Source organism: Roseateles toxinivorans (assembly GCF_004362525.1).
Classification (GTDB): Bacteria; Pseudomonadota; Gammaproteobacteria; order Burkholderiales; family Burkholderiaceae_C; genus Paucibacter; species Paucibacter toxinivorans.
Genome location: NZ_SNXS01000012.1, coordinates 1 through 23,624 on the forward strand (window position 1 = coordinate 1; position 23,624 = coordinate 23,624).

Below are 23,624 nucleotides of genomic sequence, written 5' to 3' on the forward strand. Positions count from 1 at the left end.
TTCAGGATCGCCCCATTCGAGTTGGTCACCGTCATGCTGTTGCCGACGGTGTTGACCTGGGCCCTGCCCTGCACCACGCTCAGGCCGCTGGGCAGCACCTGAGCGTCGGCCGCCGCCATGCCCAAAGTCAGCAGCGAGCCCGCAGCCAGCGCCGCAGCCAGCCGGCGTGGCGCGATGCGGCTGCAGGAACGGGGGGCGCGATGTGTGGGGCTCATGATGGAGCGCATTGTTCCAGCTGCGGCGATTTCTGGCTCCCCTATCTTCCCCAGTCCCCCTCAAACAGGGGCGGTGCCGCGCTGCTTGATGCCGGCCTGATGCGGCTCACTCCGCCTTCAGCCCGGCCTTGGCGATCAGCGGGCCCCACTTCTTGCGCTCGGTGCGGGCGAATTCGGCAAAGTCTGCAGCGGAGCCCCCCTCCGGCTCGTGGCCCAGCTCCAGTAGGCGCTGCCGCACCTCGGGCCTGGCCAGTATCTTGCCAAGTTCGGTGGCGAGCTTCTGAACCACCGCAGCGGGCGTGCCACGCGGCACGTAAAGGCCGTTCCAGGCCAGCACCTGGAAGCCATCGACGCCCTGGGCGGCCACGGTCTTGACGCCGGGCAGCAGGGCCGATTCCTTCAGCGAGGTCACGCCCAGCGCCTTGAGTTTGCCGCTGGCCACGAAGGCGCGGGAGGCGCTGACCGTGTCAATGGCCAGCGGCACCTGGCCGCCGATCAGGTCGGTCATCGAGGTGCCCGAGCCCTTGTAGGGGATGCCGCGGATGCTGGTGCCGCTCTGCTGCTTCAGCAGCTCCAGCACCAGTCGCGCGGTCGTGCTCGGCAGGCCGACGTCCACCGCATCGGGCTTGGCCCGCGCAGCGGCCAGAAGCTCGGCCAGCGTGCCGTACGGCGACGTCGGGTTGGTCAGCAGCACCATCGGGAAGGTGCTGACCAGCATCACCGGCTCGAAGTCCTTCTCCGCATCGAAGGGCATGGTGGCGTAGAGGAACTGGTTCAGCACATGGGTGCCGTTGGTGCCCATGATCAGGGTGTAGCCGTCGGGCGCCCCACGGGCGGCCTCCGAGGTGCCGATATTGCCGCCCGCGCCGGCCCGGTTCTCGACGATGAAGGTCTGGCCCATCGCCTTGCCCAGATGCTCGGCCAGGTAGCGGGTGGCGACGTCGGTGCCCTGGCCCGGCTGGTAGGCGACGATGATCTTCACCGGCCGGGTCGGATAGCTCTGTGCCGTGGCGGGCTGCGCAAGCGCAACGGTGGCCGCAAGGGCGGCGACGAGAGTCGGGATCTTCATGCTTGTCTCCGGTTTGTTCTATGCAAACGGTGGGTTTGAAATCTAGGTGCCTGGACTGCGCGGCAGCACGCCGCATTCGCGCAAACTCGCGATGCGAAGCTCGCTCAGGCCCGCTTCTCGCAACACCTCGTCCGTGTCCTGCCCGTAGCGGGGCGGCGAGCCGGCCGCCTCGCCCGGGGTCAATGAAAGCCTGATCGACACGCCGACGCCTCGGTAGCCGTCGCGCTCGACTCGCATCTGGCGGTGCCCGGCATGGGCCTGCTGGAAGGCCTCCGGCACCGTGTTCACCGGGCCCACGGGCACGCCCTGGCGCATCAGCTCCTGGCAGACCGCGTCGCGGGACAGGGGCGCCAGCGCCGCTTCGATCTCGGTGCGCAGTTCGTCGCGGTGCTGCAGGCGCTGGCTGTTGGTCGTGAAGCGGGCATCGGCCAGCAGCCCGATCAGGCCGACGTGTTCGCAGAAGCGCCGGAATTGCCGGTCGTTGAGGATGCCCAGAAAGACCGCACCATCGCGGCAGGCGAACTTGTCGTACGGGGCGATGTTCGGATGGGCGCTGCCCAGCAGCTCGGGCGTGCGGTCCGACTGCATCCAGTTCGCCGCATGGGGCACCAACAGGCTCAGCGCCGAGTCGAACAGCGTGGCCTCGACCCTTTGGCCCAGCCCGCTGCGCTCGCGATGGAACAGCGCCAGCAGAATGCCGCTCATGGCAATGTAGCCGGTGAGGTGATCGACGATGGGCACGCCGATGCGCGTCGGCCCCGAGGCCGGGTCGCCATTGATGCTCATCAGCCCGCACATTGCCTGCATCACGGCGTCGTAGCCCGGCAGGCCGCCCAGCGGGCCATCTGCGCCAAAGCCCGAGATGGCGCAGTAGATCAGCCGCGGAAAGCGCTGCCTGAGCACAGCGTCGAAGTCCAGGTCCCAGCGGGCCATGGTGCCAGGGATGAAGTTCTCCACCAGCACATCGGCCGTCTCCAGCAGCTGGAGCAGCGTCGCCTGGCCTTCGGGACGGGACAGGTCCAGCGCCATCGCGCGCTTGCCGCGGTTGACAGCAGTGAAGTAGGCCGCGTCGCCGGCCTCGTTGAACGGCGGGCCCAGGGTGCGGGTCTCGTCGCCGGCAGGCGGCTCGACCTTGATCACATCGGCCCCCTGATCGGCCAGCATCTGGGTGCACAGGGGCCCGGCCAGCACCCGGGACAGGTCTATCACGCGGATGCCCGCGAGGGCACCGGTGGAGGGCGTTGCTGAAGCAGACATGGTTGATCTCGTTGAGTCCAGCCCCATCATCGTGGCTGTCAGCCGCGCGACGGCAGTTCGACGATGCCGGTGGCCAGCACCGACAGTTCGTCGTCCTGGTTGCGTGCCTCCTGCTCGATCTCAACCAGGTGCCTGCCGTCCTCGACAAACTTGCGCTTGACCTGACCCTTGATGAAGAGCATGTCGCCTTCCGGGTTGTGGCGGCGGATCTTGCAGCTGGCCTTGCGCAGGAAGCCGGCGTCGCCCATCCAGTTGGTCAGGTGATGCGTCATCCAGGATGTGCGCTCGGGACCGTAGTCATAGGCGCCCGGGGCACCGACCTCAAGGGCGAAGTCTTCTTCCCAGTGCACGCGCTCGGGGCAGTCGGGGATGCCGAAGCGGTTCTTGATGCCTGTGCCGGGGTGCTCGTCATGCAGCTTCCAAGCCAGCTTGTTGGCGCGGATGTACAGGCCGCCCCAGCCCTGGGCATAGGCAATGAAGCCGGTCACGGTCATCGGGCCCTTGAACATCACGGGCAGCGCCTCGCCCTCCTTCACATCCTCCCAGTAGCGCGGCGTGGCACCGCGCACCGACTCTTCGCGGTACAGCTGGTAGGCCGCGGCGAGTTCCTCGTCGGTGTAGCGGCGCGGCTCGCGGGCACGCACCTCCTTGTACTTGGTGCCCAGCTCGCGGGCATGGTCACGCTCGGTGCGGAAGCACCAGCTGTCGGCCTCGGCGATGAAGTCGCCGGACTGGTTGTAGAACTTGACGTTGTAGGTCTGCTGGATCGCGCGGCCGGCGAAGCGGGTCTGGTGCTCGACCAGATCTTTCAGATAGGCCTCGGTCGAGATTACATCGTTGCGCTTGATCGGCTTGTGCCAGGTCCAGTCCGCACCCGACCACATCGCGTGCACGCCGGGCAGGCCGCCCACATAGCCCGAGACGATGCGGCTGGTCGAGAACAGGAAGCTGGGCAGGGCGATGATGCCGCCGTGCGGCGTGGTGGCCGCGTAGTCGGGGTCGCACCACAGCGGGTTGTCGTCGCCGATGCCGTGGGCGTAGTGGCGGATATTGTCCCGCGTGGCCTCATAGCACCAGGGCTCGATCGTCTTGCCGATCTTGACGCCTATGCGTCGGCGCAGATCGTCCAGACCGCTGTCGGTGATCTTGGGAAATGTTCTTTCGGTGGTGTTCGACATGGTGTCTCCTCGGTCGCGATATCAATGGACGGCTGACGCCGCTGGGGTGTTGGCGAGCTCTTGTTCCCGCAGTTTTCTTCGGTGAATCTTGCCGGCCGGTGTCTTCGGCAACTCGACCACGAACACCACCTGGCGGGGGTACTCGTGCTGGGCCAGGCGGGTACGCACGCCTTCCTGGATTTCCTGGACAAAGGTGTCGTCGCCGCGGCGGGGCGAGACGACGAAGGCCTTGACGACCTGGCCGCGCAGCGGGTCGGGCACACCGATCACGGCGGCCTCGGTCACATCGGGATGCTTGAGGATGGCGTCCTCGACCTCGACCGCGCCAATGGTCCAGCCGGCCGAGATGATCACGTCGTCGGCCCGGCCACCGTGATAGAGATAGCCATCGGCATCGACACGGCCCAGGTCCTTGGTGGCCAGCCATTCGCCACGGCGCCAGAGCTTGAGCTCACCGGTCACGCCCGGGCCACAAGGGGCGCCATTGGCGTCCTGCACTTCCACTTTCAGACCCGGTATCGGCTTGCCGAGCGAGCCCACGCGGACGGCGAAGTCGGCGGCACCGGGATAGTTCACCAGGCAGACGCCGATCTCGGTCGTGCCATACATGCTGCAGACGGGCCGGCCAAAGGTGGTCTCGACGAACTCGGCGGTCTCGCTGTCGATCGGTTCACCGGTGAAGGACACCTTCTCGAGGAAGTAGTGGTAGTTCGCGGCGACGCCCGAGTTGCGCATCATCCGGTAGTGCGTCGCGGCCGCCGAGATATTGGTGAACCTGTGGTCCTGCAGCGCCTTCAGCAGCCGCTCGGCATTGAACTTGCCGGCGTAGGCGCCGATGGTCACGCCCATGGCCAGGGGAGCTAGCGTGCCATGCCACAGGCCATGGCCCCAGGCCGGCGATGAGGGGCACATATAGCGATCGCCCGGCCGCACGCCGGTGCCGTAGAGCGCCGCCAGCATCAGGGTGACCAGCGAGCGATGGGTGTGCTTGACGGCATCGGGCAGCTCGCGTGTGGTGCCCGAGGTGTACTGAAAGATCGCCAGGTCGTCGCCGCGCGTCTGCGGCACGAACTCGGACGGGAAGCCGGCCAGCGAATCCATGAAGCCGCTGTCGGCGACCAGCAACTGCAGGTCGGGCGTGTTGGCGACCAGCGGCGCCTTCTCGGCATTGGTGACCAGGATGCGCGGCTTGCAGTCCTGCACGCGCAGGCGGATGCCGTCAGGGCCGAACAGCGTGAACAGGGGCACCGCGATCGCACCCATCTTCATCGCGCCGAACATCGCGACATAGAACTCGCGTGAAGGCTCCAGCATCACCGCCACCCGGTCGCCAGGCTGGATACCGCGCTCGACCAGGTAGTGGGCGAAGCGCGATGACTCCTCGGCAATCTGGCGGAAGCTGACGCGCTGGTCGGCGCCATTGGCCTGCACCAGGATGATGGCCGTGCGCTCGCCATCGACGTGGCGATCGATGCACTCGTGGGCGATGTTCATGCGCTCACGGTTGCCATCGAACAGCTCCCACAACTTCTCCGTCGTGCAGTGCGCCTGGGCGTCTGCGTAGGACGTGTACTCGGTCAGCTTCGTCATCTCGTGGGCCTCTTGTGCTTTGCAGCCAGTGGAAGCAACTTTGCGCGCCCGTCCAAAATTGTCAATAGCGTTCATTGATTGTCTATATACAATTTAAGAACGCGGCTTTCATGCACCCAGACGCCGTGCCTAAGCCCTTATGCTTGCCTGCGTACAAATGGAGAAAGAGATGGCCCTATCCGCTTCCAAAGACTCAGAAGTCGCCGCCGGCCCGCGCGTGCGTCCCGTTCCCGCAGTGACCCGTGCGATCGCCATCCTGCGATTGCTGGGCCGCAGCGAGACGCCGTTGACGCTGAAGGCAATCTCGCAGGAGCTCGACATGGTGACCAGCACCTGCCTGCACATCCTGCGGGTGCTGGTCGAGGAAGGCCTGGTCAAGATCGACGCTGGCACCAAGCGTTATGGACTGGGCGTTGGTATGCTGGCACTGGCCAGAAGCGTGATCGAGAGCAGCCCGTTCCCGGTCCTGGTGCAACCGGCGCTCGACCGCCTGTCGAGCGCCTGGGGCATCACCGCCATAGGCGTCGAGGTGACGGGCGTCGATCACATGGTGGTGCTGGCGCTGTCGCGTTCGAGCGCGCCGTTCAGCCTGCACGTCGACGTCGGCAGCCGCTTCCCGGCCCTGCTCAGTGCCACCGGCCGGCTGGTGGCGGCCTTCGCCGATCTGCCTGACGCTGATATTGAGCGCCGCTTCAAGGCCCTGCGCTGGGATCAGCCGCCGGATCTCGAGGCCTGGAAGAAGGACGTGGAGACGGTGCGCCGCAAGGGCTTCAGCATCGACCGCGGCAACTACATCAGCGGCATCGCAGTGATCGCCGTGCCGGTATTCGATGGGCGGGGCCGGATGACCCATTCGCTGGTCGCGGCCGGCGTCGCCGACCTGCTCAGTGGCGCCAAGAGCGCGGCCCTCGCCAAGGATCTGCAGGCCGAGGCGAAGGCGCTGTCGCAGCTGATGGCCACCAAGGCTTGAGCCTATGGATGCTGCACATGAATCCTTGAGCGCCGCGGGCTGGCGTCAGCGCACGCTGCCGGGCTTTGCCGGCCTGGTCGGCCCCTTGTGGACGCGCAAGGAGGAACAGGGCTGGGCCTACGGTCTGCTCACCACCCGGGACCATCTGAACCCGGCGAATAGGGTCCACGGCGGACTGCTGACGACACTGATCGACCACGCCCTCAGCGCCATTGCCTGGGAGGCCGTCGAGCGCCGCGCCTGCGTGACGGTGCAGCTGGACACGTACTTCCTTGCGGCGGCGCGCGAGGGGCAGTTTCTGGAGGCTCGCGGCCGCGTGGTCAAGGCGACCTCGTCCCTGGTCTTCATGCAGGGTCAGGTGTCAGTGGCAGGACTCGACGTCGTCGGCGCAAGCGCCATCCTCAAGATCGTCGCGACAGCCCCCTAGGGTTTCAGGTGCTTGCCGAGGAACAGCTCGACGCGGCGTGCAAAGTCGATCTGCGTGGCCAGCAGGCGCCAGCTGTGGCCTTCGTTCGCATAGCTGACCCATTCCGGCGGCCGCCCGGCCGCCCGCAGCGCCTCGCGCAGCCGTTCGCCATGGGCGATAGGCACGCGCCGGTCGTCCTCGCCGAAGGCCAGCAGCAGGGGCCCCTTGATGCGCTGCGCCTGGGCCAGTGGCGAGACGGCAGTCAGCATGGCGGCATCCTTCTCTACATCTCCGACCAGCTCGGGCAGCATATGGCGGCGCCCCTGGCCGCCGATGTCGTCACCGATCCACCAGGAGCCTTTGAGGAACAGGAAGGGATCGGTCACCGCCACCCAGGCGACGCCGCAGCGGTAAAGCTCGGGATGGCGCACCAGGCCCATCAAGGTCGCATAGCCGCCATAGCTGGCGCCGGCAATGCAGGCCTGCTTGCCGGCCTGACCCTTGGCTTGCGCCCACAGCAGCGCATCGGCCACGTCGTCCTGCATGGCCTGACCCCACTGTTTCCAGCCGGCCCGGTAGTGGGCATCGCCATAGCCGGTGCTGCCGCGGAACTCGGGGCTGATGACCAGATAGCCGCGCGAGGCCAGGAACTGCTCCATCGCCTGCCAGCGCCAGTGCCCGTCGCGCACCCAGGGGCCGCCATGCACCAGCACCACGGCCGGCGCGGGCTGTCCGGCCGGTACGCCGGGCGGCAGGGTCAACCAGACCGGCAGGTCACGGCCATCGCGGGCCTTGATGCGCTGCAGGTCGACGGTCGCCATGCGCTGCGGATCGATCCCGTCCATGACCGCGCTGACATGCTGCCAGCGCCGTTGGGCGGCTTCGTACAGCCAGAGCCGGCCGGGATCGCGGTCGGCATAGGAGCGCACCAGCACCACCATATCGTCGGCGCCGCAGCGGCGGCAGCTGAGGCGATTGACGCGGCCCGGCAGGCGCTCATCGGCCAGCGCCTGCATGCGCTTCATTGCCTCGTCGTACCAGACGGTCTGCTCGCCATCGGTGTCGACCCGCACGCCCAGTGCACGAGAACCGGCGCGGTCGAGTATCAGGCGGCCCCGGAAATCGAAGCCTGGCGTGCGTACCAGCGGCGGCGACATCGGCTTCATGGTCTGGAAATCGAAGCGGGTCAGCACCGCTTCGCCCGCCGGGCCTTCGCTGTGGGTGACGTACAGCGCACCGCTGTCATCGACCACGTTGGGCGTGAAGGGGCCGTTCAGCAAATCGCTTTGTGCCAGTTCGCGCCATCCGGTCTCGCCCGGCCCCCGCCAATGCAGCGCGCGGCGCCCCTCGCCCAGCGTCGTGGCCAACCGTGGCTGGCCCTTGCTGTCGAACAGCCAGCTCACTGCATTGCGCGGCGCGTCGCCCAACTCCAGCGAGCGGGTCCGGCCGGTGCGCACATTGAGCCACAGCGGTGTCACCGCCTTGATATCGTTGTCACCAAAGCGCATGGCACCGATCACTACCTCATCGGGGCGCACCCCCTCCTGGGGCAGCGGCACCTGCAGCAGCATGTGGTTCCAGTCGAGCGATTCCGGTCGCCAGCTGCCATCGCTGACAAAGGGGTTGCCGCGCCGCTTGACGAGCATGCGGAACTCGCTGCCATCGGCATTGATGGCAAACAGCCCCGGCGCCTGACGCCTGTCTTCGCCGCTGCCGGACTCCAGGTCTACCACATCGAACACCAGCCTGTCATCGCCGACCCAGTCGAAGCGACGGACATCGGCGTCCGAAAACAGGGCCACCCGTTTGGCGGTGGGCGTAGGCTGCAATTCCAGCACCATCAGGCCGACGCGATTGGCGCCCCGCGAGGTGCTCACGGCCACCCTCCGCCCCGACGGTGACAGCTTGGCCTCCAGCACCGCAGGACGCTGGAAGAAGCGCTCCAGCGGCACCGGGGCCTGGGCTGCAGCCCCCTCGCCGGCCGCGTTTTGCGCGGGCTGGGCCAATAGCTGGGTGCTGGCAAACACGGCGAAGGCCATGGTCCCCAAATGGAGCAAACCGCGCTGCCAAGGCAGTCGCCCGCCGTCAGATCTTGACTTCATTGAATCCTCCCTGGACCCAGACTTCTTGTTGATGCGGAGAGGATATAGCAGCGTCGGGCATCAGCCCGGCCTTACGGCCCTCTGGATAAACCCAAGGGCGCCTCGAAACACCGGATGCCACTGGCTCGTCGGCAGGGTCGCGAGCGGGTGCCAGAAGAAGCGAAAGACGTGGCCGCCGTCGTCTGCGGCGTGGTGCTCCCAGGCATCCGGCAGCTCGGCGGCGGGCGCGCAAAGGCTGAATGACCAAACCTGACCCTCGAACCCGGAGTCCCAGACTCCCAGATCGCGGGTGACGGTGGCTGCAGCCACACCGGCCTCTTCCCACAGCTCGCGAAGGGCCGCCTCGGCACAGGCCTCGCCAGGTTCGATGGATCCTTTGACCAACTGAATGCCCGCGCCCGGATGGGCGAAAACCAGCAACTCAGGACCCGCATCGGAGTCACGCAACACCACAGCACAAGCCTTGTTCGGAGCCATCGGCAGGCAAGGCTGCGACTCAAGCTCCGACAAGGGCGAGACCACCTCATTCGACTCCTCCGGCGGCAGCTTGGCGACGAGCTTGCGCAAGTAGCTCTTGGTCAGTTCGGTGCGACCACGTTTCAACCACTTGATGCAGTCAAAGAGCTCCCACAGAAGGCCGTCGTCACCGTGCTGGTAGGCCTCGAAGTCCTCGTGTCGAGGGGGAAGACCTTCAGTTTCGAGGGTGACAAGAAGCCCGATTGGATCCCAGACGCGGACGTAGGGTCTCCGCAACTTCAAGCTTGTAGGCAGATCGAGCGCATAGAGTTCGCAGCTTGAGAAATCCAGGAAGACGTACTTGCAGAAACTGCCCCGGACCCCGACCCTTCCGGAATACGCAGAGAGCCACTCTTCCGAGCAAAGAATCTCATTGGCCTGAACCAGGTACGAGTCAGCATCGCCACCCGTGAAGAGGGCCACCAGATCCAGGTCAGAGATTCGATCTCCCCGCTGCTGGGCGTATGAGCCGACAAGCGCCAAGCCGACGCAACCGGGTGATCTTTCGCACAGCTGGCGGAGCGCTTCAATCCGGCGAAGGTGAGACGGCGGCGCACCTTGTTCCGCGAGGCCTCGCAGAATGGCATTCATGGAGTCGCTCGTCATGTTCTGCTCCGTTTGCGTGGCCGCTGTTGAGCTCGCGCCGCTAACTCTAACGACTTCGTCAGGCATCCTTGGCTGCATGTGCGCTATGCATGCGGTTGATGGCAGCGGGAGAGGAGTTTGCGCGAAGCCAGACGGCTACGCGGCGCGCCAGTTCCGTTGGCGGGCTCGATGTTGTGTTGACCTCGAAGTCGTAGCTACAGGCCGTATGCACCGATTCAAGCTGAGATTCCGCTAGCCCAGACTCTCGGTCGCCGCGACCTGCCTCCCGCAGCCTCAACTGTTCGTGACTACATTCGACCTTGACGAGAAGCACGTCATGCCCGGCCAGGTCCTCCAGCAGGAACCTGCAGGCCTCTGGCGTGAGGACATGGTCCAGGATCACGTTCTGGCCGAAGCGGGCGAACTGAGCCACTGCGCTGTTGATGGCGCGACACAACGCCTCGAGTCGCAAGAGGCCCTGTTCCTTGTACTCGATTGACCAGTAGCCTGCGGGTTCCATGGCACGAAAGGCGTCGAGCTGGACGTGAATTGGCTGCAGCTCAGGCGCGACTCGCTGAAGCTCCAAGGCGAGCGAGGTCTTGCCCGCGCTGGACGTGCCGTTGAGCACGATGACTTTCCCAGCATGTTGAGATACCGCCATTGCTGCCTTGTATGACCAGAGGTTGAACCTGAGCGGCGAGCGCAGGCCTACCGACCCGAGCCGGCACGACGACGGATAGCTTCCGTTTGCAGGGATGATGCTGGCGCGAATGGACTGCGCACCATCTTCACAACTGGATAGTGAAGCGGGGGCTCTCCGCGAACAAACGACAGCTCTTCCAGCTCGTTGAATCCGAACCTGCGGTAGAAGGAAACCGAGTTCCGGGTGGCGACAACGGTCACTGGACCTTGGAAATTCTCCGACGCGCGCATGAGCCCGAACTCGAACAGCGTGCTGCCGATGGATAGCCCAGCCACTTCTGGCGCCACAAAGAGCAGGGTGACTTCACCAGGCTCCGCGCCAACAAAGCCAATGATTTGCCCGTTGGCTTCCGCGACCCACAGCTGCCCTGCCTGCATTGCCGGCAAATACATGTCCGGTGACCGACCAGTGAACCAGGTGGCCATGTGCTCTGCCGAGTAGTTCGCGGCGCAGAGCAATTGGACGGATCGCTGATGGACTGCGAAAAGCTTGGTAGCGTCTTCGAGTCTAGCTTGGCGAATGTTAGTAGGCTGCCTTGTCATTTCGGCTGGCTTCCTGAGGCAGCAGTCGGCGCAGGTACGCGATACACGTCCCGCTCCAGATTGTCGGGGAACAAGCGCCTGTCCGTCTTCACGCCACCAAGGCGAAGCACCAAGGCACGAGCAGGGTCGTTTGAATCGTTCATGTACGTCTCAACCGACTCCCACCCAAATGCAGCGTACGCATGGGCAACCGCCGCAAGCGATGCCTCGTGGGCAAAACCTCGGCCCCGTGCCTCCGGCACCAGCCACCAGGTCAGTTCACGGGGCCAGTCCTTGCCCTGCCAGAAGCCACAGACGCCAATAAAGTCCCCCTCCTTGCGCCGGCGGATCGCCCACACGCCGAATCCATGAAGTTGCCAACTTCCCAGGTCGCTCGACAGTCTCGCCAAGGCGGCGGCAGGCGACAAGGGACCGCCGTAGGCCCTTGATGCATCCGCATCCGTGTAGAAGCGCTGGTACATGCCTTCGCAATCCGCGTCGGGCAGCCGCAGTTGCAGGCGCCCAGTGGTGAGGGTCGGAATCTTCACGGGCGGCGAGCTGAAAAAGAGGCTAGGGCTGCTGGCAGATTTGAATCTCATTGCCCGCCGGATCACGCAGCGTGGCCAGTGTCCCGCCCCAGAACTGCTTCTCGGGCAGGCCCGTGAACACGACACCCCGAGACGAAAGCGCTTCGTACATTGCCTGGGCATTCGGCACTTCGAAGGACAGTCCGGTGAATCGGCCGACAAGCACCTGCTCCTCCTCCGGAGCCTCGGCACCCACGGTTTCGACGACAAGCGTCATTGCCCCCGCATTGAAGACGCAATAGCCGTGCTCCGAGCCGCCCGCCAGCAGCGGCAGCCCTAGCGCCAAGGTGTAGAAGCCTTGTGCCTCGGCAAGGTTTCGCACAAAGATGCGCGCCGTGTTCAGGTTCATTCGATCCACCTCGACTTTTCAGATCAACGGGACGGCGAATCGTAGCCTGACCTACGCACCCAAGGGAGCTTGCCGCAGGACCCAGCCATTCCCGTCATGGTCGCTGAACATGGCATGCCGACCCCAGGGTTCCTGCCTGATCTCGTCGATGTCCGGACCGCGGCCGCGTAGCAGTGAATGCTCCGTCAATGTCGTCCGTGTTCACCGACGCGCCCTGCCATCGAACCGGGTCACCAATCAGCGCAAAGCCGAGGCCATCGCGGTAGACGTGTTTCGCGCGCTGCGCGTCGCTGGCGGGCACCGAGATGATCTCGAAGCTGTGTATGGGCATCGCTGATCATCCTCTCGCCGGAATCATCAGGGGCCACTCCTTGCCCGCCGCGGCCGTTCCATGGCAACCTCCGAGACCTTGAACCCCAACTTCTCGTAGAAGACATGCAGCCCAGGCCTTCCAGCACGCAGCATCCAGGTCATGTCTGCGTCGCCGATGCAGGCCCTGACAAGCGCGGTGCCAACGCCCCGGTACCGATGGCTGTCCGAGACCACGAGCATCGATAGGTAGCCGTTTGAGATTCCGTCGGTCAATGCCCTGACGAATCCGATGATTTCGGCGCCGTCGCAGGCCACCAGCGCGACTTGGGATCTGGATACCAGCTCCGTGAACTTCGTCGGGTCCGCGGCCCGCTGCTCCCATCCGTTCGATACGAGGAGCACGCGGACGGTTTCGAGGTCATCGGGGCGGATGGGGCGTATGTCCATATGCAGAGGCTCATTTGAGCCGCTGAAACCGGATTCGTCAACATCACGCCGGGCAGGCCTCGCCGCGGCATCCGGCAAGCCGCGGGGCCCGCCCTACTTCGCCGCCTTGGTCGACGGCCCGGAGTGGTTGTTGACCTGGCCTGCCATCGGCATGGCGGCGGATTCCTCGGCGTTGGTCAACGGCTTCTGCGGGCTGGCGACGGGGTTGGGCGGGGCCGCCTTGGCGCTGTCCTGGGCGGCGAAGACGGCGGCGGCCATGGGCACGGACGGGTCGCGATCGGGGCCCTGGACGAGCGGTGCGCCGGTGACGGCCGGCCGCTCGGCGGAGGGCGCCTGTACCGTGGGTCCGCAGGCAACAAGTCCGGTGGCCAGGACGAACAAGCCGCTGCCGAGGGAGGCCCGGACGGCGACTGAAAGGAAGTGTTGGCGTTGAGTGCGTGGCATGGTGATCTCCGTTGGCAGGGGGTGGGAATGGATCAGGCGCCCGAGGCCTCTTTGAGCAGTCGCTGCACGGTGCTCATCTTGTCGAGCACCCCGGGCGGCAGCAGGAAGGGGTAGCTGTCGCGCTGGCCCAGGCTGCGGTGCATGGCGTTGAGGAACTGCGCGACCGGCAGCCATTGGCGCAGCGCCAGTTCGGCGACGGGCGGACTGTCGTTCAGGTTCTGCGCGGTCGGCGCAGCATCGGCCGGGCCGTCGAGCGACAGGCCCCAGGCCGCGGCGGTCTGCACCGCGTCGAGCACCAGCAGCACATGGGCGCAGGTCTCGGCCCAGTCCTCCCAGGGATGGGCGCTGGCATAGGCGCTGACAAAGCGCTGGGGCCAATCGGCCGGAGGCCCTTCGGCGTAGTGCCGGGCCAGTGCGGTGGCGTAGTCGATTCGCTCGTCACCAAAGCTGGCTCGGCAGGCCTCGGCTGCGGCACTGCCCCTCAGCCAGCGGTACTGCAGATAGTGCGCGGCCTCATGGCGCAGATGTCCAAGCAGGGTGCGCGTGGGTTCGGCGAAATGCACCCGCTGCAACTCGCGCTGCTCGTCGTCGGCCTCCGCCACATCGAGTGTGATGGTGCCACGGTCATGGCCGGTGCGCACCGGCGGCTGGCCGGCCTGGGTTTCGAGCAACAGGAAGTCCAGGCCATCGGCATCGTCGGGCCCGGTCTTGGGCTGAGGGGCCAGGCCCATGCCCAACAAGGTGAAGATCAGCCGGCGCTTGGCCTGCTCGATGGCGCGCCAGCGGTCCAGATTGCGGCCCTCGCTCAAGGCCGGCATGACACGGGTCAGGCAGCAGCTGCGGCACAGCGGCGCGGGGTCATCGGCATCGAGCATCCAGTTGCAGATGCCGTGGGCCGCGCGGTTGGCGCAGGCCTGCAGCGCAGGCCCGCCACCGTAGGGCTGCCAGGTGGTGTCGAAGGCGAGCATCCGGCCGAGTGCCGGCACAAAGCCCAGCGCCGCGCCGCAATGCCCGCAATGGTCGTTCTCGAAAAATACCGGGGTCTCGCACCGGCTGCATCGGAAGGGCTGCATGGACGTCTGCGTGGGTGGCCAGGCGGGGCCAACGGTGACCGGCATGGGCGAGAGCCCACTGCTGCCCTATTGAACCCTGGTGTCCGGGAAACGCCTGTCGGCGCAAGCCGCGTTGCGCTGTAGGCGAACGACGTCATCAACGCCGCAGCGTAAACGCCTGCGGATACTTGCGCCCGTACCAGTTCTTCACCGCCTCATGCTCCAGGCGCAGAAAGGGGCGCAGCCCGGGCACGGCCAGCAGCAACAGGCCGCTGAGCGTGAAGCCGGCGGCCATCCACAGATAGACGGTGGCCACCGACCCGTGCTGCAGCAACAGCCCGGCCAGGGCCGGACCGAGGGCGGCGGACAGCTGCGCGGTGGCCAGGTTGCCGGCCGTCATGCGTGAACGGAAGTCTTCGGGCATGGCCAGCAGGCGGTGCGTCTGGCCGACCATCTGCGTCACCGACATGCAGCCACCCACCACGGCGAACAGCAGCACCAGGGCCGGCCCCCGGTCGCACAGCCCCATGGCGCCCACCGCCACGGCGCACAGGGCCAGCGCCGCGAACATCGCCCGCACCCGGTCCAGCCGTGCGATCAGGCGGTCGGCCAGGCCCAGCACACCGACCAGCAGGCCCAGCGACAGGGCCGCGCCGCAGGCACCGAACCACAGTGACGACAGACCCAGCGACTGCACGCGCAGCGGCAGCAGCATGCCGGTGGCGGGCAGCAGGAAGACCATCATCAGCGCGCCCGTGAGCGTCCACCAGCGGTCCAGCGGCACGCCCCATTTGGCACGCAGGCCGGCATGCATATCGGCGAACCAGCCACCGGCCGGTGCGGGCCGGGCCGGAAACTGCGGCCGGCCCAGCCGGAACGCGGCCACCGCCGCGATGCCGAACATCAGCAGATTCAAGGTCAGCGCGGCGGCCACGCCGCCGGCGGCCAAGGCCGCGCCGCCCAAACCCGGCCCCAGCAAGCCGCCCAGCGCCTGAGCAGCGCGCCGAAGCCGTATCGCCTCGGGCAGCTGGGTCACCTCAACCAGCTCCGGCAAGATATTCGCCTTGGCCGGCAGCAGCACCGCGTTGGCCACAATCGACAGCGCGCTGCAGGCGCACAGCAGTGCCAGTTGGTAGCACCCGCTGTACGCCAGCAGCGCCAGCGCCAGGGCGTCAAGGACCAGGCAGGCGGAGCCCAGGCGCACCAGCCGGCGCTTGGGCCAGCGGTCGCCCAGTGGCGACATCAGCGGCGTGGCCAACAGTGCGCACAGCGCCATCAGCGCGCCGTAGCGGGCCAGGTCGGCCGCGCCGCCGCGCTGTGCGATCCACCAGGCCACCGCCACCTGGCCCATGGCACCTGCCAGCAGGCACAGCATTTCGCTGAGCAACAACAGCCGCACCGGCGGGGCGCAGGCCTCAATCCTGGCCATCAACAAACGCAGCATCGCGATCTCCTTCTTCGATGCCGGCCAGTCTAGAAATGGCTGGCGGTCAGGGTAAGACCCAGCGCTCGCCGCCTCGCTCGATACAGCGCCCGTCTGTATCGATGCAAATCGGGCTCGCTGTATCGATGCAGTACCGGCTGGCCGCGCTATCGTGCCGGGTCTGCACCACCGATCCCGCTGCCTCGTGTCCAAACCCCTGCCCCGGTCCTTGCCCCGATATCGCGCCCTGGCCGCCACCCTGACCGAGGAGCTGCGTGCCGGCCGCCTCCGCCCCGGCGCGCAGCTGCCCTCGGTGCGCCAGCTCTGCGCCGACCATGGCGCCAGCCTCGCGACGGTGACCCATGCGCTGCACCGGCTTGAGGACGCCGGGCTGATCGAGGCACGGCCCAGGCGCGGCTTCTTCGTGCGCGCCTCCGCCGTGGCGCCCAAGAAGGCGCCGGCCACCGACGCGATCGCGCTGGCCGGGCGGCGCAAACGGCTGCTCGCGCTGGCCACCACGCAGGCCGATTGCCTGTCCCTGGGCCATCTGGCGATGGACGATGGGCTGCTGCCACTGGCCGCGCTGAAGCGGCTGCTGATGCAGCAGCTGAAGCGCGATGCCTCGGTGCTGGCCACCCGCAACTGCCATGGCACGGCGGGCCTGCGCGAACAGCTGGCGCAGCGCTCCCGGGCCCTGGGCTGCAGCTTCGATGGCGACGGCATCGTCGTCACCCAGGGCGAGACCGAGTCGCTTGAGCTGTGCCTGCGCCTGCTGACGCAGCCAGGCGACCTGGTGGCCGTGGCCAGCCCGGCGCCCTTTCGCAGCCTGGAGATCATCGTCAGCCTGGGGCTGCAGGTGCTGGAGATTCCGGCGTCAGGTGATCAAGGCCTGTCAGTGCCGGCGCTGACCTTCGCGCTGCAGCACCACCGGGTGGCAGCCTGCGTGATCGAGCCCAGCTTCGCCAGCGCCGATGGCAGCCTGATGAGCGACGAAGCCAAGCAGCAGCTGGCCGCGCTGGTGGCCCAGCACCAGATCCCGCTGATCGAATGCGATCTGATGGGTGAGCTGTACCGCGGCAATCAGCGCCCCCGCCCGGTGAAGGCCTTTGACCAGGCCGACCGGGTGCTCTACTGCGGCAGCTTCGCCTGCCTGACCGGGCCGGGCTTCAGCGTCGGCTATGTGGTGGCCGGGCGCCATCACCTGCAGCTGCAGGCCGCCCGCAGCGTGCACGGCGAGCTGCTGCATGCGCTGACCGATGCCACGCTCGCGGCCTTCATGGCCAGCGGCGCCTTCGAGCCCCATCTGCGCCGGCTGCGGCGGCTGCTCGCCGCCCAGTTGGCCGCCCATCACGAGGCGGTCGTGGCGCACTTTCCGCCCGGCACGCGGGTGAGCATCGGCCAGGGCGGATATGTGTTGTGGGTCGAGCTGCCGGGCGGGCTGGACGCTTGCGCGCTGCTGGAGCAGGCACGCCACCGCGGCTACACCTTCGTGCCCGGCGCGGTGTTCACCACCGACGCACGCTTCGACCACTGCCTGCGGCTGACGGCCGGCCATCCGCTGGACGAGGCCCGCGCCCGCGGCATCCGCACCCTGGGCGAAATCGCGGCACGGATGCTGGAGGGTCAGCCCGCCAGGCCCACGTAGACATCCTGCACGTCATCGTGCGCGTCGATGGCGGCCAGAAAGGCTTCCACCTCCTCCAGCTCGGCCGCGCCCAGCGTGACGCTGTTCTTGGGCCGGTAGCCCATCTTGGCCGAGAGCACGGTGAAGCCGAAACTGGGCAGCGCGCGGCCGACCAGATCGAGGTCGGCCGGTTCCGTCAGGAACAGCGTGGCGCCCTCTTCACCGGGCTCGAAGTCCTGGGCGCCGGCCTCGATGGCGGCCAATTCGGGGTCGGCGCCAGGTGTTGCCGGCGAGGCCTCGATCATGCCCAGGTGGTCAAAATCCCAGGCCACCGAGCCGGCCGAGCCGAGCTGGCCCTTGCGGAACAGCACGCGCATCTCGGCAATGGTGCGATTGACGTTGTCGGTCAGACATTCGACGATCAGCGGCACCTGGTGCGGGGCAAAGCCTTCGTAAGTGACCCGCTCGAACTGCACCGCGTCACCCAGCAGGCCCGCGCCCTTCTTGATCGCACGGTCCAGCGTTTCCTTGGGCATCGAGGCCTTCTTGGCCTGTTCGACGACCAGGCGCAGGCGGGCGTTCTGGTTGGGGTCGGCGCCATTGCGCGCGGCAATCATGATTTCCTTGGCCAGCTTGCCGAAGATCCGCCCCTTGGCGTTGGACGCCAGGTCCTTGTGCTTTGCTTTCCACTGTGCGCCCATGCTCTTGCTCCTTGCTGCCGCGACTTGTTGTTTCAACCGCGCGGGTTATACCCCACGGCGGGCGCGGCGGCATTGAGCCGGGCTAACGAACACCCTTGATGCGCTCCACCATCAGCTCGCGCACATTGCCCAGGCCGGCGCTGACCAGCTCGCGGTAGCGCACCGGGTCGGCCACCGCCTCCTTCTCCACTGCGGTGGCGCTGCCGCCCTTGCCGATGGCCAGCGACAGCACGGCCAGACCGATATTGCCCGCCACCGAGCTGACGTCCTTGATCTCCGGAATCGCCGCCGCATCGATCTGCAGTGGGCGCTGAAGGCCGAACTGGGCCCCGCCCAGCGCGCTTTGCAGCGACATCTGGGTAGCCCCGGCGGCGATCGTCGGGCTGACCTTGCCGGTCACCGAGGCGGTGCCCGAGATGCGGCCCAGGAAGCTGGAGCTGCTGCTGGCCAGGTCGACGAACTTCACCACCATGCGCACCGTCAGCAGGGTGGCGTCCAGCTCCTTCTGCAGCTCGATGTTGTCGAAGATGGCGCCGGACATCGAGGCCAGGCCGCCGAAGGCACCCAGCACGCCCTTGGATTGCAGGCTGAGGCCCATCACGGGGCGGCCCTCGGGTGTGAACACGGTGGACCATTCGCCGCCACCGCTCTTCTTGTGCGGCGCCGGGCTGCCGCCGGCGGCCATCTTGCGGTAGGTGCCGCTGGCCATCAGCTGCGCAGCGGGCACGACCTCGATGCCGCTGGCCTGCACATCGCGCACGAACTCGGCATACAGCTGATCGACGATGGCCTGGAAGTCCGGCTCGGCGACCCCGACCAAGGTCACATAGACCGAGGTGCTGGCCGAGCCGCTGCGGCCGATCTCGGTGGCGCTGGCGCTGGCCGCCCCCTTGGTCACGAACTCCACGTCAAAGCCGGTGATGGCCACCCGCTTCAGGCCGCGCACCTCCCTGGCATCGGTCGATGACTTCATCAGCGTGCCCGCCAGCTCGGCCGGCTTGAAGCCGGCGTCCAGGATCAACGCCTCCTCGCGGGCCTGGGCCGACAAGGCACTCAAGGCCAGCAGCACGCAGGCGAGACGGTGGCAGATCGCAGGGTTCTTCATGGTGGGCAGGGTCCGGAAAGTGACTGGGGCGCGAGCAGCGCACGAGTCTTCCGTGGTCTGTCTCAGTCCTTAACGCACCGCTCGTTCGGCAAAAGGCTCATGCAGCGTTGCATCCAATCGGCATCTGGGCGCGTAAGGACAGCAGGCACCCCACCACAAGGACCCCTCGCCATGAAGACTCTGCCCCTGTTCCCCCATCGCCTGCTGCCACTCGCAGCGGCCTTGTTCGCCCTCACCGCCGCCGGCCTGCACGGCCAGGCCCAGGCCTCCAGCCATCGAGAAGCGCCAAGCATCACGACCACGCCCAAGGTCGACGCCAGCGACTTCTATATGTTCAACAGCTACGAGACCGGCCGCGGCGCCTACGTGACGCTGATCGCCAACTACCTGCCGCTGCAGGATGCCTACGGCGGCCCGAACTACTTCACGATGGACCCGAACGCGCTGTACGAGATCCATATCGACAACAACGGCGATGCCACCGAAGACCTGAGCTTCCAGTTCCGCTTCAAGAACACCCTGAAGAACGGGACCAAGGGCATCTCGCTGGCGATAGGCGACAAGATGGTCGCGATTCCGCTGATGCAGGCCGGCCAGCTGACCGGCAGCAATGCGGTGGCCAACTCGGCGGTGCTGAACGTCAACGAGAGCTTCAGCGTCGATGTGGTGCGCGGTGACCGCCGCACCGGCACCCGCGCCGCCGTCAAGGTGGCGGCCGGTTCGCCCAACGGCACGGCCGGCTCGGCCACGTTCGACAAACCGGTGGACAACATCGGCGTGAAGACCATTCCCGACTACGCCGGCTATGCGGCCAAGCATATCTACACGGTGGACATCCCGGGCTGCGCGATGCCGGCCAAGCTCTTCGTCGGCCAGCGCAAGGACCCGTTCGCCGTCAATCTGGGCACGATCTTCGACCTGGTCAATGCCTCGCCGGCGGTGATCACCAACCCGGCCAATATCGGCGCGGCCGGCAAGGGCGATCTGGATGACAAGAACATCACCACGCTGGCGCTGGAAGTTCCCAAGGACTGCCTGACCGCCAAGCCCTCGACCGACGCGAGCCATGACCCGGTGATTGGCGGCTGGACCACGGCCAGCCTGCGCCAGGGCAGCCTGCTCAACGGCAAGCCCAAGCAGGGCCACCAGACCGCATCGATTCCCGGCGGGGCCTGGACGCAAGTCTCGCGCCTGGGCAATCCGCTGGTCAACGAGGTGGTGATCGGCCTGCCGGACAAGGACAGGTTCAACGCCTCCAAGCCCAAGGACGACCTGCAGTTCGCCGACTATGTGACGAATCCGACCCTGCCTGCCCTGCTGGGAATCGCGCTGGCCGGCGACGCCGCCTTCCTGGCGCCGACCAATCTGCCCCGCACCGATCTGCTGAACGTGTTCCTGACCGGCATCGCTGGCGTCAACAAGCCGGCCGGCACGGTGACTCCGGCCGAGATGCTGCGGCTGAACACAAAGATCGCCGCGGTGCCCTTCGCCCAGCAGAACCGCCTGGGAGTGGCCGGCGAGGTGCTGCGCGTCGGTGGCGCTGGCAATCTGGCCAATGCGGTCGATCTGGCCGGCTTCCCGAACGGCCGCCGACCCAAGGACGATGTGGTCGACATTGCGCTTGTTGCCGTGGCCGGCGGCCTGTGCGTGATCAACAGCAATGCCTCCATCGGCGCCATCCAGGCCGGCGACAACGCCAATGTGCTGGGGCTGAACAGCTTCGTGATCCCGGGCACGACGTCGACGACGCTGACCTCCGAATGCCGGGTTGGCAAGGTGCCATTGGGTGCCACCTCGGCAGCACTGCACGACGCGGTCGATCAGGCCACCGTGCCGCTGTTCCAGACCTTCCCGTATCTGTACACGCCCACCGGCGGCACCAAGTAAGGAGCATCAGATGAACAAACTCCAACTTGCATTGATCGTCGTCAGCTCGGCAGTGATCACCGCCTGCGGTGGCAGCGACGACGAGGTGATGGGCACGCCGCCGGTGGTGGTCGTGCCACCGGTCACGGCCGAGGTGCCGCCGAGCGCCAGCGCCACCGAGGCGGGGCTGTTCGCCTACCTCGACGCATTGTTCAAGGCCAGTGCCGATGGGCTGGAGCCGGTGGATCTGTCCACCTTCAACCCGGCCCTGAGCGACACCACCGAGCCGATGGCGATAGGCTGATCAATGAAGCGCGCCCTGCTATTGCTGTGCATGACCCTGGCCGTCGGAGCCCAGGGCGCGCCGCTGCTGCCAACCTCTGATGCGCAGGTGATCGAAACCCTGGCCGCCCCGGCCGGGGATCGCGCCGAAGAGCGCGCGCTGCGCCGGCAGCACCAGGCCAAGCCCGGGGATGCCGCCGTTGCAGTGGCTTTGGCGCGAAACTATCTGGAGCAGGCACACCGAGAGGGCGATCCGCGCTTTGCCGGGCGAGCGCTGGCCGCGCTTCAACATTGGGCCCAGACGTCGGACGCACCGCCCGCTGTGCTGCTGATGCGGGCCACGGTGCTGCAGTATCTGCACCAGTTCGACACGGCCGCCCAGCTGCTGGAGGGTCTGGCGCAGCGCCAGCCGGCCATGGCCCAGGCCTGGTTGACGCTGGCCACGATACGCCGCGTGCAGGGCCGCTATGCCGACTCGGACCGCGCCTGTGCCGGGCTCACCGCCGCGGGTGCGACGCTCTACGCCCAGGCCTGCCAGGCCGAGAACGACGGCCTGCGCGGCCAGTTCGACAGCGCCCGCATGCGCTTCAACCAGTTGCTGACGACCCGGCTGGACGGTGGCGCGCGCAACTGGCTGCTCACCAGCGTGGCGGAGCTCGAAGCCCGCGCGGGCCGCTCCGCCCAGGCCGAGCAGGCCTATCGCGCGGCCTTGAGCGCGCAGAGCGATGACTACACGCGGCTGTCATTCGCCGACTTCCTGATGCTGCAGTCACGCGATGCCGAAGCGCTGGCCCTGCTCAGTGGCCAGCCGCGCTCCGACGCGGTCTTGCTCCGTCTGGCCATCGCAGGTCAGCGCACCTCAGCACCTGCCGCCCGCAACGATGTGCGCGAGCTGCGCGAACGCATCGCGCAGGCCAATCAGCGCCCTGGCGCGGCCGCCTCGCATGCCCGCGAGCAGGCGATGTTCGCGCTGTGGATAGACGCCCAGCCCGCGCGTGCGCTCGAGCTGGCCCGTGCCAATGTGAAGCTGCAGCGCGAGGCGATCGACCTGCTGCTGCTGGCGCAGGCCGCCAAGGCCAGCGGCCAGGAAGCAGCGCAGCAGGAAGCAACTCTGTTGAGCCAGACCGTTGGATTGAAGGACGCCCGTCATGAACTCCTTCGTTGAGCGCCTGCTGCTGTGCAGTGCCCTGCTGCTGCCGGCAGGTGCCTGGGCACACAAGGCCAGCGACGCCTATCTGCAGTTGGCCGCCACCGAGCAGGGTCTGAGCCTGCGCATCGACGTCGCGCTGCGCGATCTCGATGCCGCGCTGGACCTGGACGCCGATGGCGACGGCCGCCTGACCTGGGGCGAGGTGCGGGCCGCCTGGCCCGCCATCGACGCCTACGTCGTTGCGCGCCTGCAGGTGCAGGGCTGCGAGCTGGCGCTCAACGGCCACGCCCTGGAGAAGCGCGCAGATGGCGTCTATGCCGCCCTGAGCCTGCAATCGCCCTGCCAACCGAGCGAGTTGCCGATGATCCGTTACACGGTGATGCAGGAGGTGGATCCGACCCATCGCGGCCTGGCGCGCATCACGCTGGGCAGCAGCCGCCCGGAGCTGCGCGTGCTGGACCCGATGCACCCCGCCGCGTGGCCATCGGCAACGGCTCAGCAACCGGCCGTGACGCAGGCCGCAGCGGCAGCGCCCCCGCCGTTGGCCGAGCCGACACTGGACACCAGCTTTCTGCGCGAAGGCGTGCACCATATCGCTACAGGCTACGACCATGTGCTGTTCCTGCTTTGCCTGCTGCTGCCGGCGGTGATGCGGCGCACGCCGCAAGGTTGGCGGCCGGTCGATCTGCTGAAGCAGGCCGTGTGGCCGGTGGTGGGCATCGTCACCGCCTTCACCCTGGCTCATTCGATCACGCTGACGCTGGCGGCGCTGAAGCTGGTGGCCCTGCCCTCGTCCCTCATCGAGCCGGCGATTGCGGCCACCATCGTGCTGGCTGCCATCGACAATCTGTGGCCGCTGTTCTCCCGCCTGCCCCGCGCGGCCGTGACCTTTTTGTTCGGGCTGATCCACGGCTTCGGCTTTGCCGGTGTGCTGGCGGAGCTGGATCTGCCCGCCGCCACCTTCGCCTGGGCGCTGCTGCAGTTCAACCTCGGTCTGGAGCTGGGCCAGCTGGCGATCGTGCTGGCGGTGGTTTCGCTGCTCTACCTGCTGCGCCGGCGCGCCGCCTATCCACGCTGGGTGATAGGAGGCGGCTCGATGGCGGCCATCATGGTCGGCAGCCTGTGGTTCATCGAGCGAACGGCCGATGTGTCGGTGCTGGGGTTCTGAAA

General features: G+C 67.1%; 24 protein-coding genes. 7 read left to right on the plus strand and 17 right to left on the minus strand.

The window, feature by feature from the left end:
* From DES47_RS25175 to DES47_RS25195, 5 genes are all read right to left on the minus strand, one after another.
* A partial coding sequence (locus tag DES47_RS25175; protein ID WP_133703541.1) for a hypothetical protein occupies positions 1-215 on the minus strand: 215 nt, incomplete at its 3' end.
* Positions 216-321: 106 nt separating this feature from the next.
* The gene (locus DES47_RS25180) at positions 322-1,284 is read right to left on the minus strand and encodes a Bug family tripartite tricarboxylate transporter substrate binding protein (RefSeq protein WP_133703542.1); all 963 of its coding nucleotides are present in this window, start codon (positions 1,282-1,284) and stop codon (positions 322-324) included.
* Between the two features lie 42 nt (positions 1,285-1,326).
* The gene (locus DES47_RS25185) at positions 1,327-2,541 is read right to left on the minus strand and encodes a CaiB/BaiF CoA transferase family protein (protein WP_133703543.1); all 1,215 of its coding nucleotides are present in this window, start codon (positions 2,539-2,541) and stop codon (positions 1,327-1,329) included.
* Positions 2,542-2,579: 38 nt separating this feature from the next.
* Positions 2,580-3,719, minus strand: a complete 1,140-nt coding sequence (locus DES47_RS25190; protein WP_133703544.1) for an FAS1-like dehydratase domain-containing protein — start codon at positions 3,717-3,719, stop codon at positions 2,580-2,582.
* 21 nt (positions 3,720-3,740) lie between these two features.
* Positions 3,741-5,309 carry an acetate--CoA ligase gene (locus DES47_RS25195; protein WP_133703545.1) on the minus strand — a complete coding sequence of 523 codons (1,569 nt, stop codon included), beginning with the start codon at positions 5,307-5,309 and terminating at the stop codon, positions 3,741-3,743.
* A gap of 169 nt (positions 5,310-5,478) precedes the next feature.
* Here DES47_RS25195 and DES47_RS25200 point away from each other — a divergent pair, with 169 nt between their 5' ends.
* Positions 5,479-6,279, plus strand: a complete 801-nt coding sequence (locus DES47_RS25200) for an IclR family transcriptional regulator (RefSeq protein ID WP_133703546.1) — start codon at positions 5,479-5,481, stop codon at positions 6,277-6,279.
* Between the two features lie 4 nt (positions 6,280-6,283).
* Positions 6,284-6,706: a PaaI family thioesterase gene (locus DES47_RS25205; protein ID WP_133703547.1), complete on the plus strand. Its 423-nt coding sequence runs from the start codon at positions 6,284-6,286 to the stop codon at positions 6,704-6,706.
* Here the strand turns inward: DES47_RS25205 and DES47_RS25210 are convergent.
* From DES47_RS25210 to DES47_RS25255, 10 genes are all read right to left on the minus strand, one after another.
* Positions 6,703-8,724, minus strand: coding sequence for a S9 family peptidase (locus tag DES47_RS25210; protein ID WP_166652162.1), 2,022 nt, complete (start codon positions 8,722-8,724; stop codon positions 6,703-6,705). The genes DES47_RS25205 and DES47_RS25210 overlap by 4 nt on opposite strands.
* A 123-nt stretch (positions 8,725-8,847) precedes the next feature.
* Positions 8,848-9,894 (minus strand): NUDIX domain-containing protein, encoded by a 1,047-nt coding sequence (locus DES47_RS29445; protein WP_243748457.1) that lies wholly within the window; start codon positions 9,892-9,894, stop codon positions 8,848-8,850.
* A 73-nt stretch (positions 9,895-9,967) separates the two neighbouring features.
* On the minus strand, positions 9,968-10,549 hold the full coding sequence (locus DES47_RS25220) for a chloramphenicol phosphotransferase CPT family protein (RefSeq protein WP_133703549.1): 582 nt from the start codon (positions 10,547-10,549) through the stop codon (positions 9,968-9,970).
* Between the two features lie 47 nt (positions 10,550-10,596).
* A complete protein-coding gene (locus DES47_RS25225) occupies positions 10,597-11,133 on the minus strand; it encodes a GNAT family N-acetyltransferase (protein WP_133703550.1) in 537 nt (178 codons plus the stop codon).
* Positions 11,130-11,660, minus strand: a complete 531-nt coding sequence (locus tag DES47_RS25230) for a GNAT family N-acetyltransferase (protein WP_243748458.1) — start codon at positions 11,658-11,660, stop codon at positions 11,130-11,132. Before DES47_RS25230 ends, DES47_RS25225 begins: the two co-directional genes overlap by 4 nt.
* Positions 11,661-11,682: 22 nt before the next feature.
* The gene (locus DES47_RS25235; RefSeq protein ID WP_133703552.1) at positions 11,683-12,048 is read right to left on the minus strand and encodes a VOC family protein; all 366 of its coding nucleotides are present in this window, start codon (positions 12,046-12,048) and stop codon (positions 11,683-11,685) included.
* A 357-nt stretch (positions 12,049-12,405) separates the two neighbouring features.
* Positions 12,406-12,807, minus strand: coding sequence for a GNAT family N-acetyltransferase (locus DES47_RS25240; protein WP_133703553.1), 402 nt, complete (start codon positions 12,805-12,807; stop codon positions 12,406-12,408).
* 93 nt (positions 12,808-12,900) lie between these two features.
* Positions 12,901-13,251, minus strand: a complete 351-nt coding sequence (locus DES47_RS25245; protein ID WP_133703554.1) for a hypothetical protein — start codon at positions 13,249-13,251, stop codon at positions 12,901-12,903.
* A gap of 32 nt (positions 13,252-13,283) precedes the next feature.
* The gene (locus DES47_RS25250; RefSeq protein ID WP_166652164.1) at positions 13,284-14,324 is read right to left on the minus strand and encodes a zinc-binding metallopeptidase family protein; all 1,041 of its coding nucleotides are present in this window, start codon (positions 14,322-14,324) and stop codon (positions 13,284-13,286) included.
* Between the two features lie 136 nt (positions 14,325-14,460).
* The gene (locus tag DES47_RS25255; RefSeq protein WP_133703556.1) at positions 14,461-15,747 is read right to left on the minus strand and encodes an MFS transporter; all 1,287 of its coding nucleotides are present in this window, start codon (positions 15,745-15,747) and stop codon (positions 14,461-14,463) included.
* 208 nt (positions 15,748-15,955) lie between these two features.
* Here DES47_RS25255 and DES47_RS25260 point away from each other — a divergent pair, with 208 nt between their 5' ends.
* A complete protein-coding gene (locus DES47_RS25260; RefSeq protein ID WP_243748459.1) occupies positions 15,956-17,371 on the plus strand; it encodes an aminotransferase-like domain-containing protein in 1,416 nt (471 codons plus the stop codon).
* Here the strand turns inward: DES47_RS25260 and DES47_RS25265 are convergent.
* Together DES47_RS25265 and DES47_RS25270 are read right to left on the minus strand one after the other, a co-directional pair.
* Positions 17,350-18,051, minus strand: coding sequence for a YebC/PmpR family DNA-binding transcriptional regulator (locus tag DES47_RS25265; protein WP_133703557.1), 702 nt, complete (start codon positions 18,049-18,051; stop codon positions 17,350-17,352). The genes DES47_RS25260 and DES47_RS25265 overlap by 22 nt on opposite strands.
* Positions 18,052-18,133: 82 nt before the next feature.
* Positions 18,134-19,156 carry a hypothetical protein gene (locus tag DES47_RS25270; protein ID WP_133703558.1) on the minus strand — a complete coding sequence of 341 codons (1,023 nt, stop codon included), beginning with the start codon at positions 19,154-19,156 and terminating at the stop codon, positions 18,134-18,136.
* Positions 19,157-19,327: 171 nt separating this feature from the next.
* Between DES47_RS25270 and DES47_RS25275 the strand changes: the two genes are divergently transcribed.
* Genes DES47_RS25275 through DES47_RS25290 form a run of 4 tightly spaced genes read left to right on the plus strand, consistent with a single transcriptional unit; the run spans position 19,328 to position 23,622 of the window.
* Positions 19,328-21,043, plus strand: a complete 1,716-nt coding sequence (locus tag DES47_RS25275; RefSeq protein WP_133703559.1) for a DUF4331 domain-containing protein — start codon at positions 19,328-19,330, stop codon at positions 21,041-21,043.
* 10 nt (positions 21,044-21,053) lie between these two features.
* Complete coding sequence (locus tag DES47_RS25280; RefSeq protein WP_133703560.1) at positions 21,054-21,326, plus strand: hypothetical protein; 273 nt, start codon at positions 21,054-21,056, stop codon at positions 21,324-21,326.
* A 3-nt stretch (positions 21,327-21,329) separates the two neighbouring features.
* A complete protein-coding gene (locus DES47_RS25285) occupies positions 21,330-22,469 on the plus strand; it encodes a tetratricopeptide repeat protein (protein WP_133703561.1) in 1,140 nt (379 codons plus the stop codon).
* Entirely contained in the window at positions 22,453-23,622 is a 1,170-nt protein-coding gene (locus tag DES47_RS25290) for a HupE/UreJ family protein (RefSeq protein ID WP_133703562.1), read from the plus strand. Before DES47_RS25285 ends, DES47_RS25290 begins: the two co-directional genes overlap by 17 nt.
* Positions 23,623-23,624 lie beyond the last annotated feature (2 nt).

Bases quoted from the DNA above. Each gene is read 5' to 3' on its own strand.
- DES47_RS25180 (WP_133703542.1), bottom strand. From the start codon at position 1,284: ATGAAGATCCCGACTCTCGTCGCCGCCCTTGCGGCCACCGTTGCGCTT.
- DES47_RS25185 (WP_133703543.1), bottom strand. From the start codon at position 2,541: ATGTCTGCTTCAGCAACGCCCTCCACCGGTGCCCTCGCGGGCATCCGC.
- DES47_RS25190 (WP_133703544.1), bottom strand. From the start codon at position 3,719: ATGTCGAACACCACCGAAAGAACATTTCCCAAGATCACCGACAGCGGT.
- DES47_RS25195 (WP_133703545.1), bottom strand. From the start codon at position 5,309: ATGACGAAGCTGACCGAGTACACGTCCTACGCAGACGCCCAGGCGCAC.
- DES47_RS25200 (WP_133703546.1), top strand. From the start codon at position 5,479: ATGGCCCTATCCGCTTCCAAAGACTCAGAAGTCGCCGCCGGCCCGCGC.
- DES47_RS25205 (WP_133703547.1), top strand. From the start codon at position 6,284: ATGGATGCTGCACATGAATCCTTGAGCGCCGCGGGCTGGCGTCAGCGC.
- DES47_RS25210 (WP_166652162.1), bottom strand. From the start codon at position 8,724: ATGGCCTTCGCCGTGTTTGCCAGCACCCAGCTATTGGCCCAGCCCGCG.
- DES47_RS29445 (WP_243748457.1), bottom strand. From the start codon at position 9,894: ATGAATGCCATTCTGCGAGGCCTCGCGGAACAAGGTGCGCCGCCGTCT.
- DES47_RS25220 (WP_133703549.1), bottom strand. From the start codon at position 10,549: ATGGCGGTATCTCAACATGCTGGGAAAGTCATCGTGCTCAACGGCACG.
- DES47_RS25225 (WP_133703550.1), bottom strand. From the start codon at position 11,133: ATGACAAGGCAGCCTACTAACATTCGCCAAGCTAGACTCGAAGACGCT.
- DES47_RS25235 (WP_133703552.1), bottom strand. From the start codon at position 12,048: ATGAACCTGAACACGGCGCGCATCTTTGTGCGAAACCTTGCCGAGGCA.
- DES47_RS25240 (WP_133703553.1), bottom strand. From the start codon at position 12,807: ATGGACATACGCCCCATCCGCCCCGATGACCTCGAAACCGTCCGCGTG.
- DES47_RS25245 (WP_133703554.1), bottom strand. From the start codon at position 13,251: ATGCCACGCACTCAACGCCAACACTTCCTTTCAGTCGCCGTCCGGGCC.
- DES47_RS25250 (WP_166652164.1), bottom strand. From the start codon at position 14,324: ATGCAGCCCTTCCGATGCAGCCGGTGCGAGACCCCGGTATTTTTCGAG.
- DES47_RS25255 (WP_133703556.1), bottom strand. From the start codon at position 15,747: ATGCTGCGTTTGTTGATGGCCAGGATTGAGGCCTGCGCCCCGCCGGTG.
- DES47_RS25265 (WP_133703557.1), bottom strand. From the start codon at position 18,051: ATGGGCGCACAGTGGAAAGCAAAGCACAAGGACCTGGCGTCCAACGCC.
- DES47_RS25270 (WP_133703558.1), bottom strand. From the start codon at position 19,156: ATGAAGAACCCTGCGATCTGCCACCGTCTCGCCTGCGTGCTGCTGGCC.
- DES47_RS25275 (WP_133703559.1), top strand. From the start codon at position 19,328: ATGAAGACTCTGCCCCTGTTCCCCCATCGCCTGCTGCCACTCGCAGCG.
- DES47_RS25280 (WP_133703560.1), top strand. From the start codon at position 21,054: ATGAACAAACTCCAACTTGCATTGATCGTCGTCAGCTCGGCAGTGATC.
- DES47_RS25285 (WP_133703561.1), top strand. From the start codon at position 21,330: ATGAAGCGCGCCCTGCTATTGCTGTGCATGACCCTGGCCGTCGGAGCC.
- DES47_RS25290 (WP_133703562.1), top strand. From the start codon at position 22,453: ATGAACTCCTTCGTTGAGCGCCTGCTGCTGTGCAGTGCCCTGCTGCTG.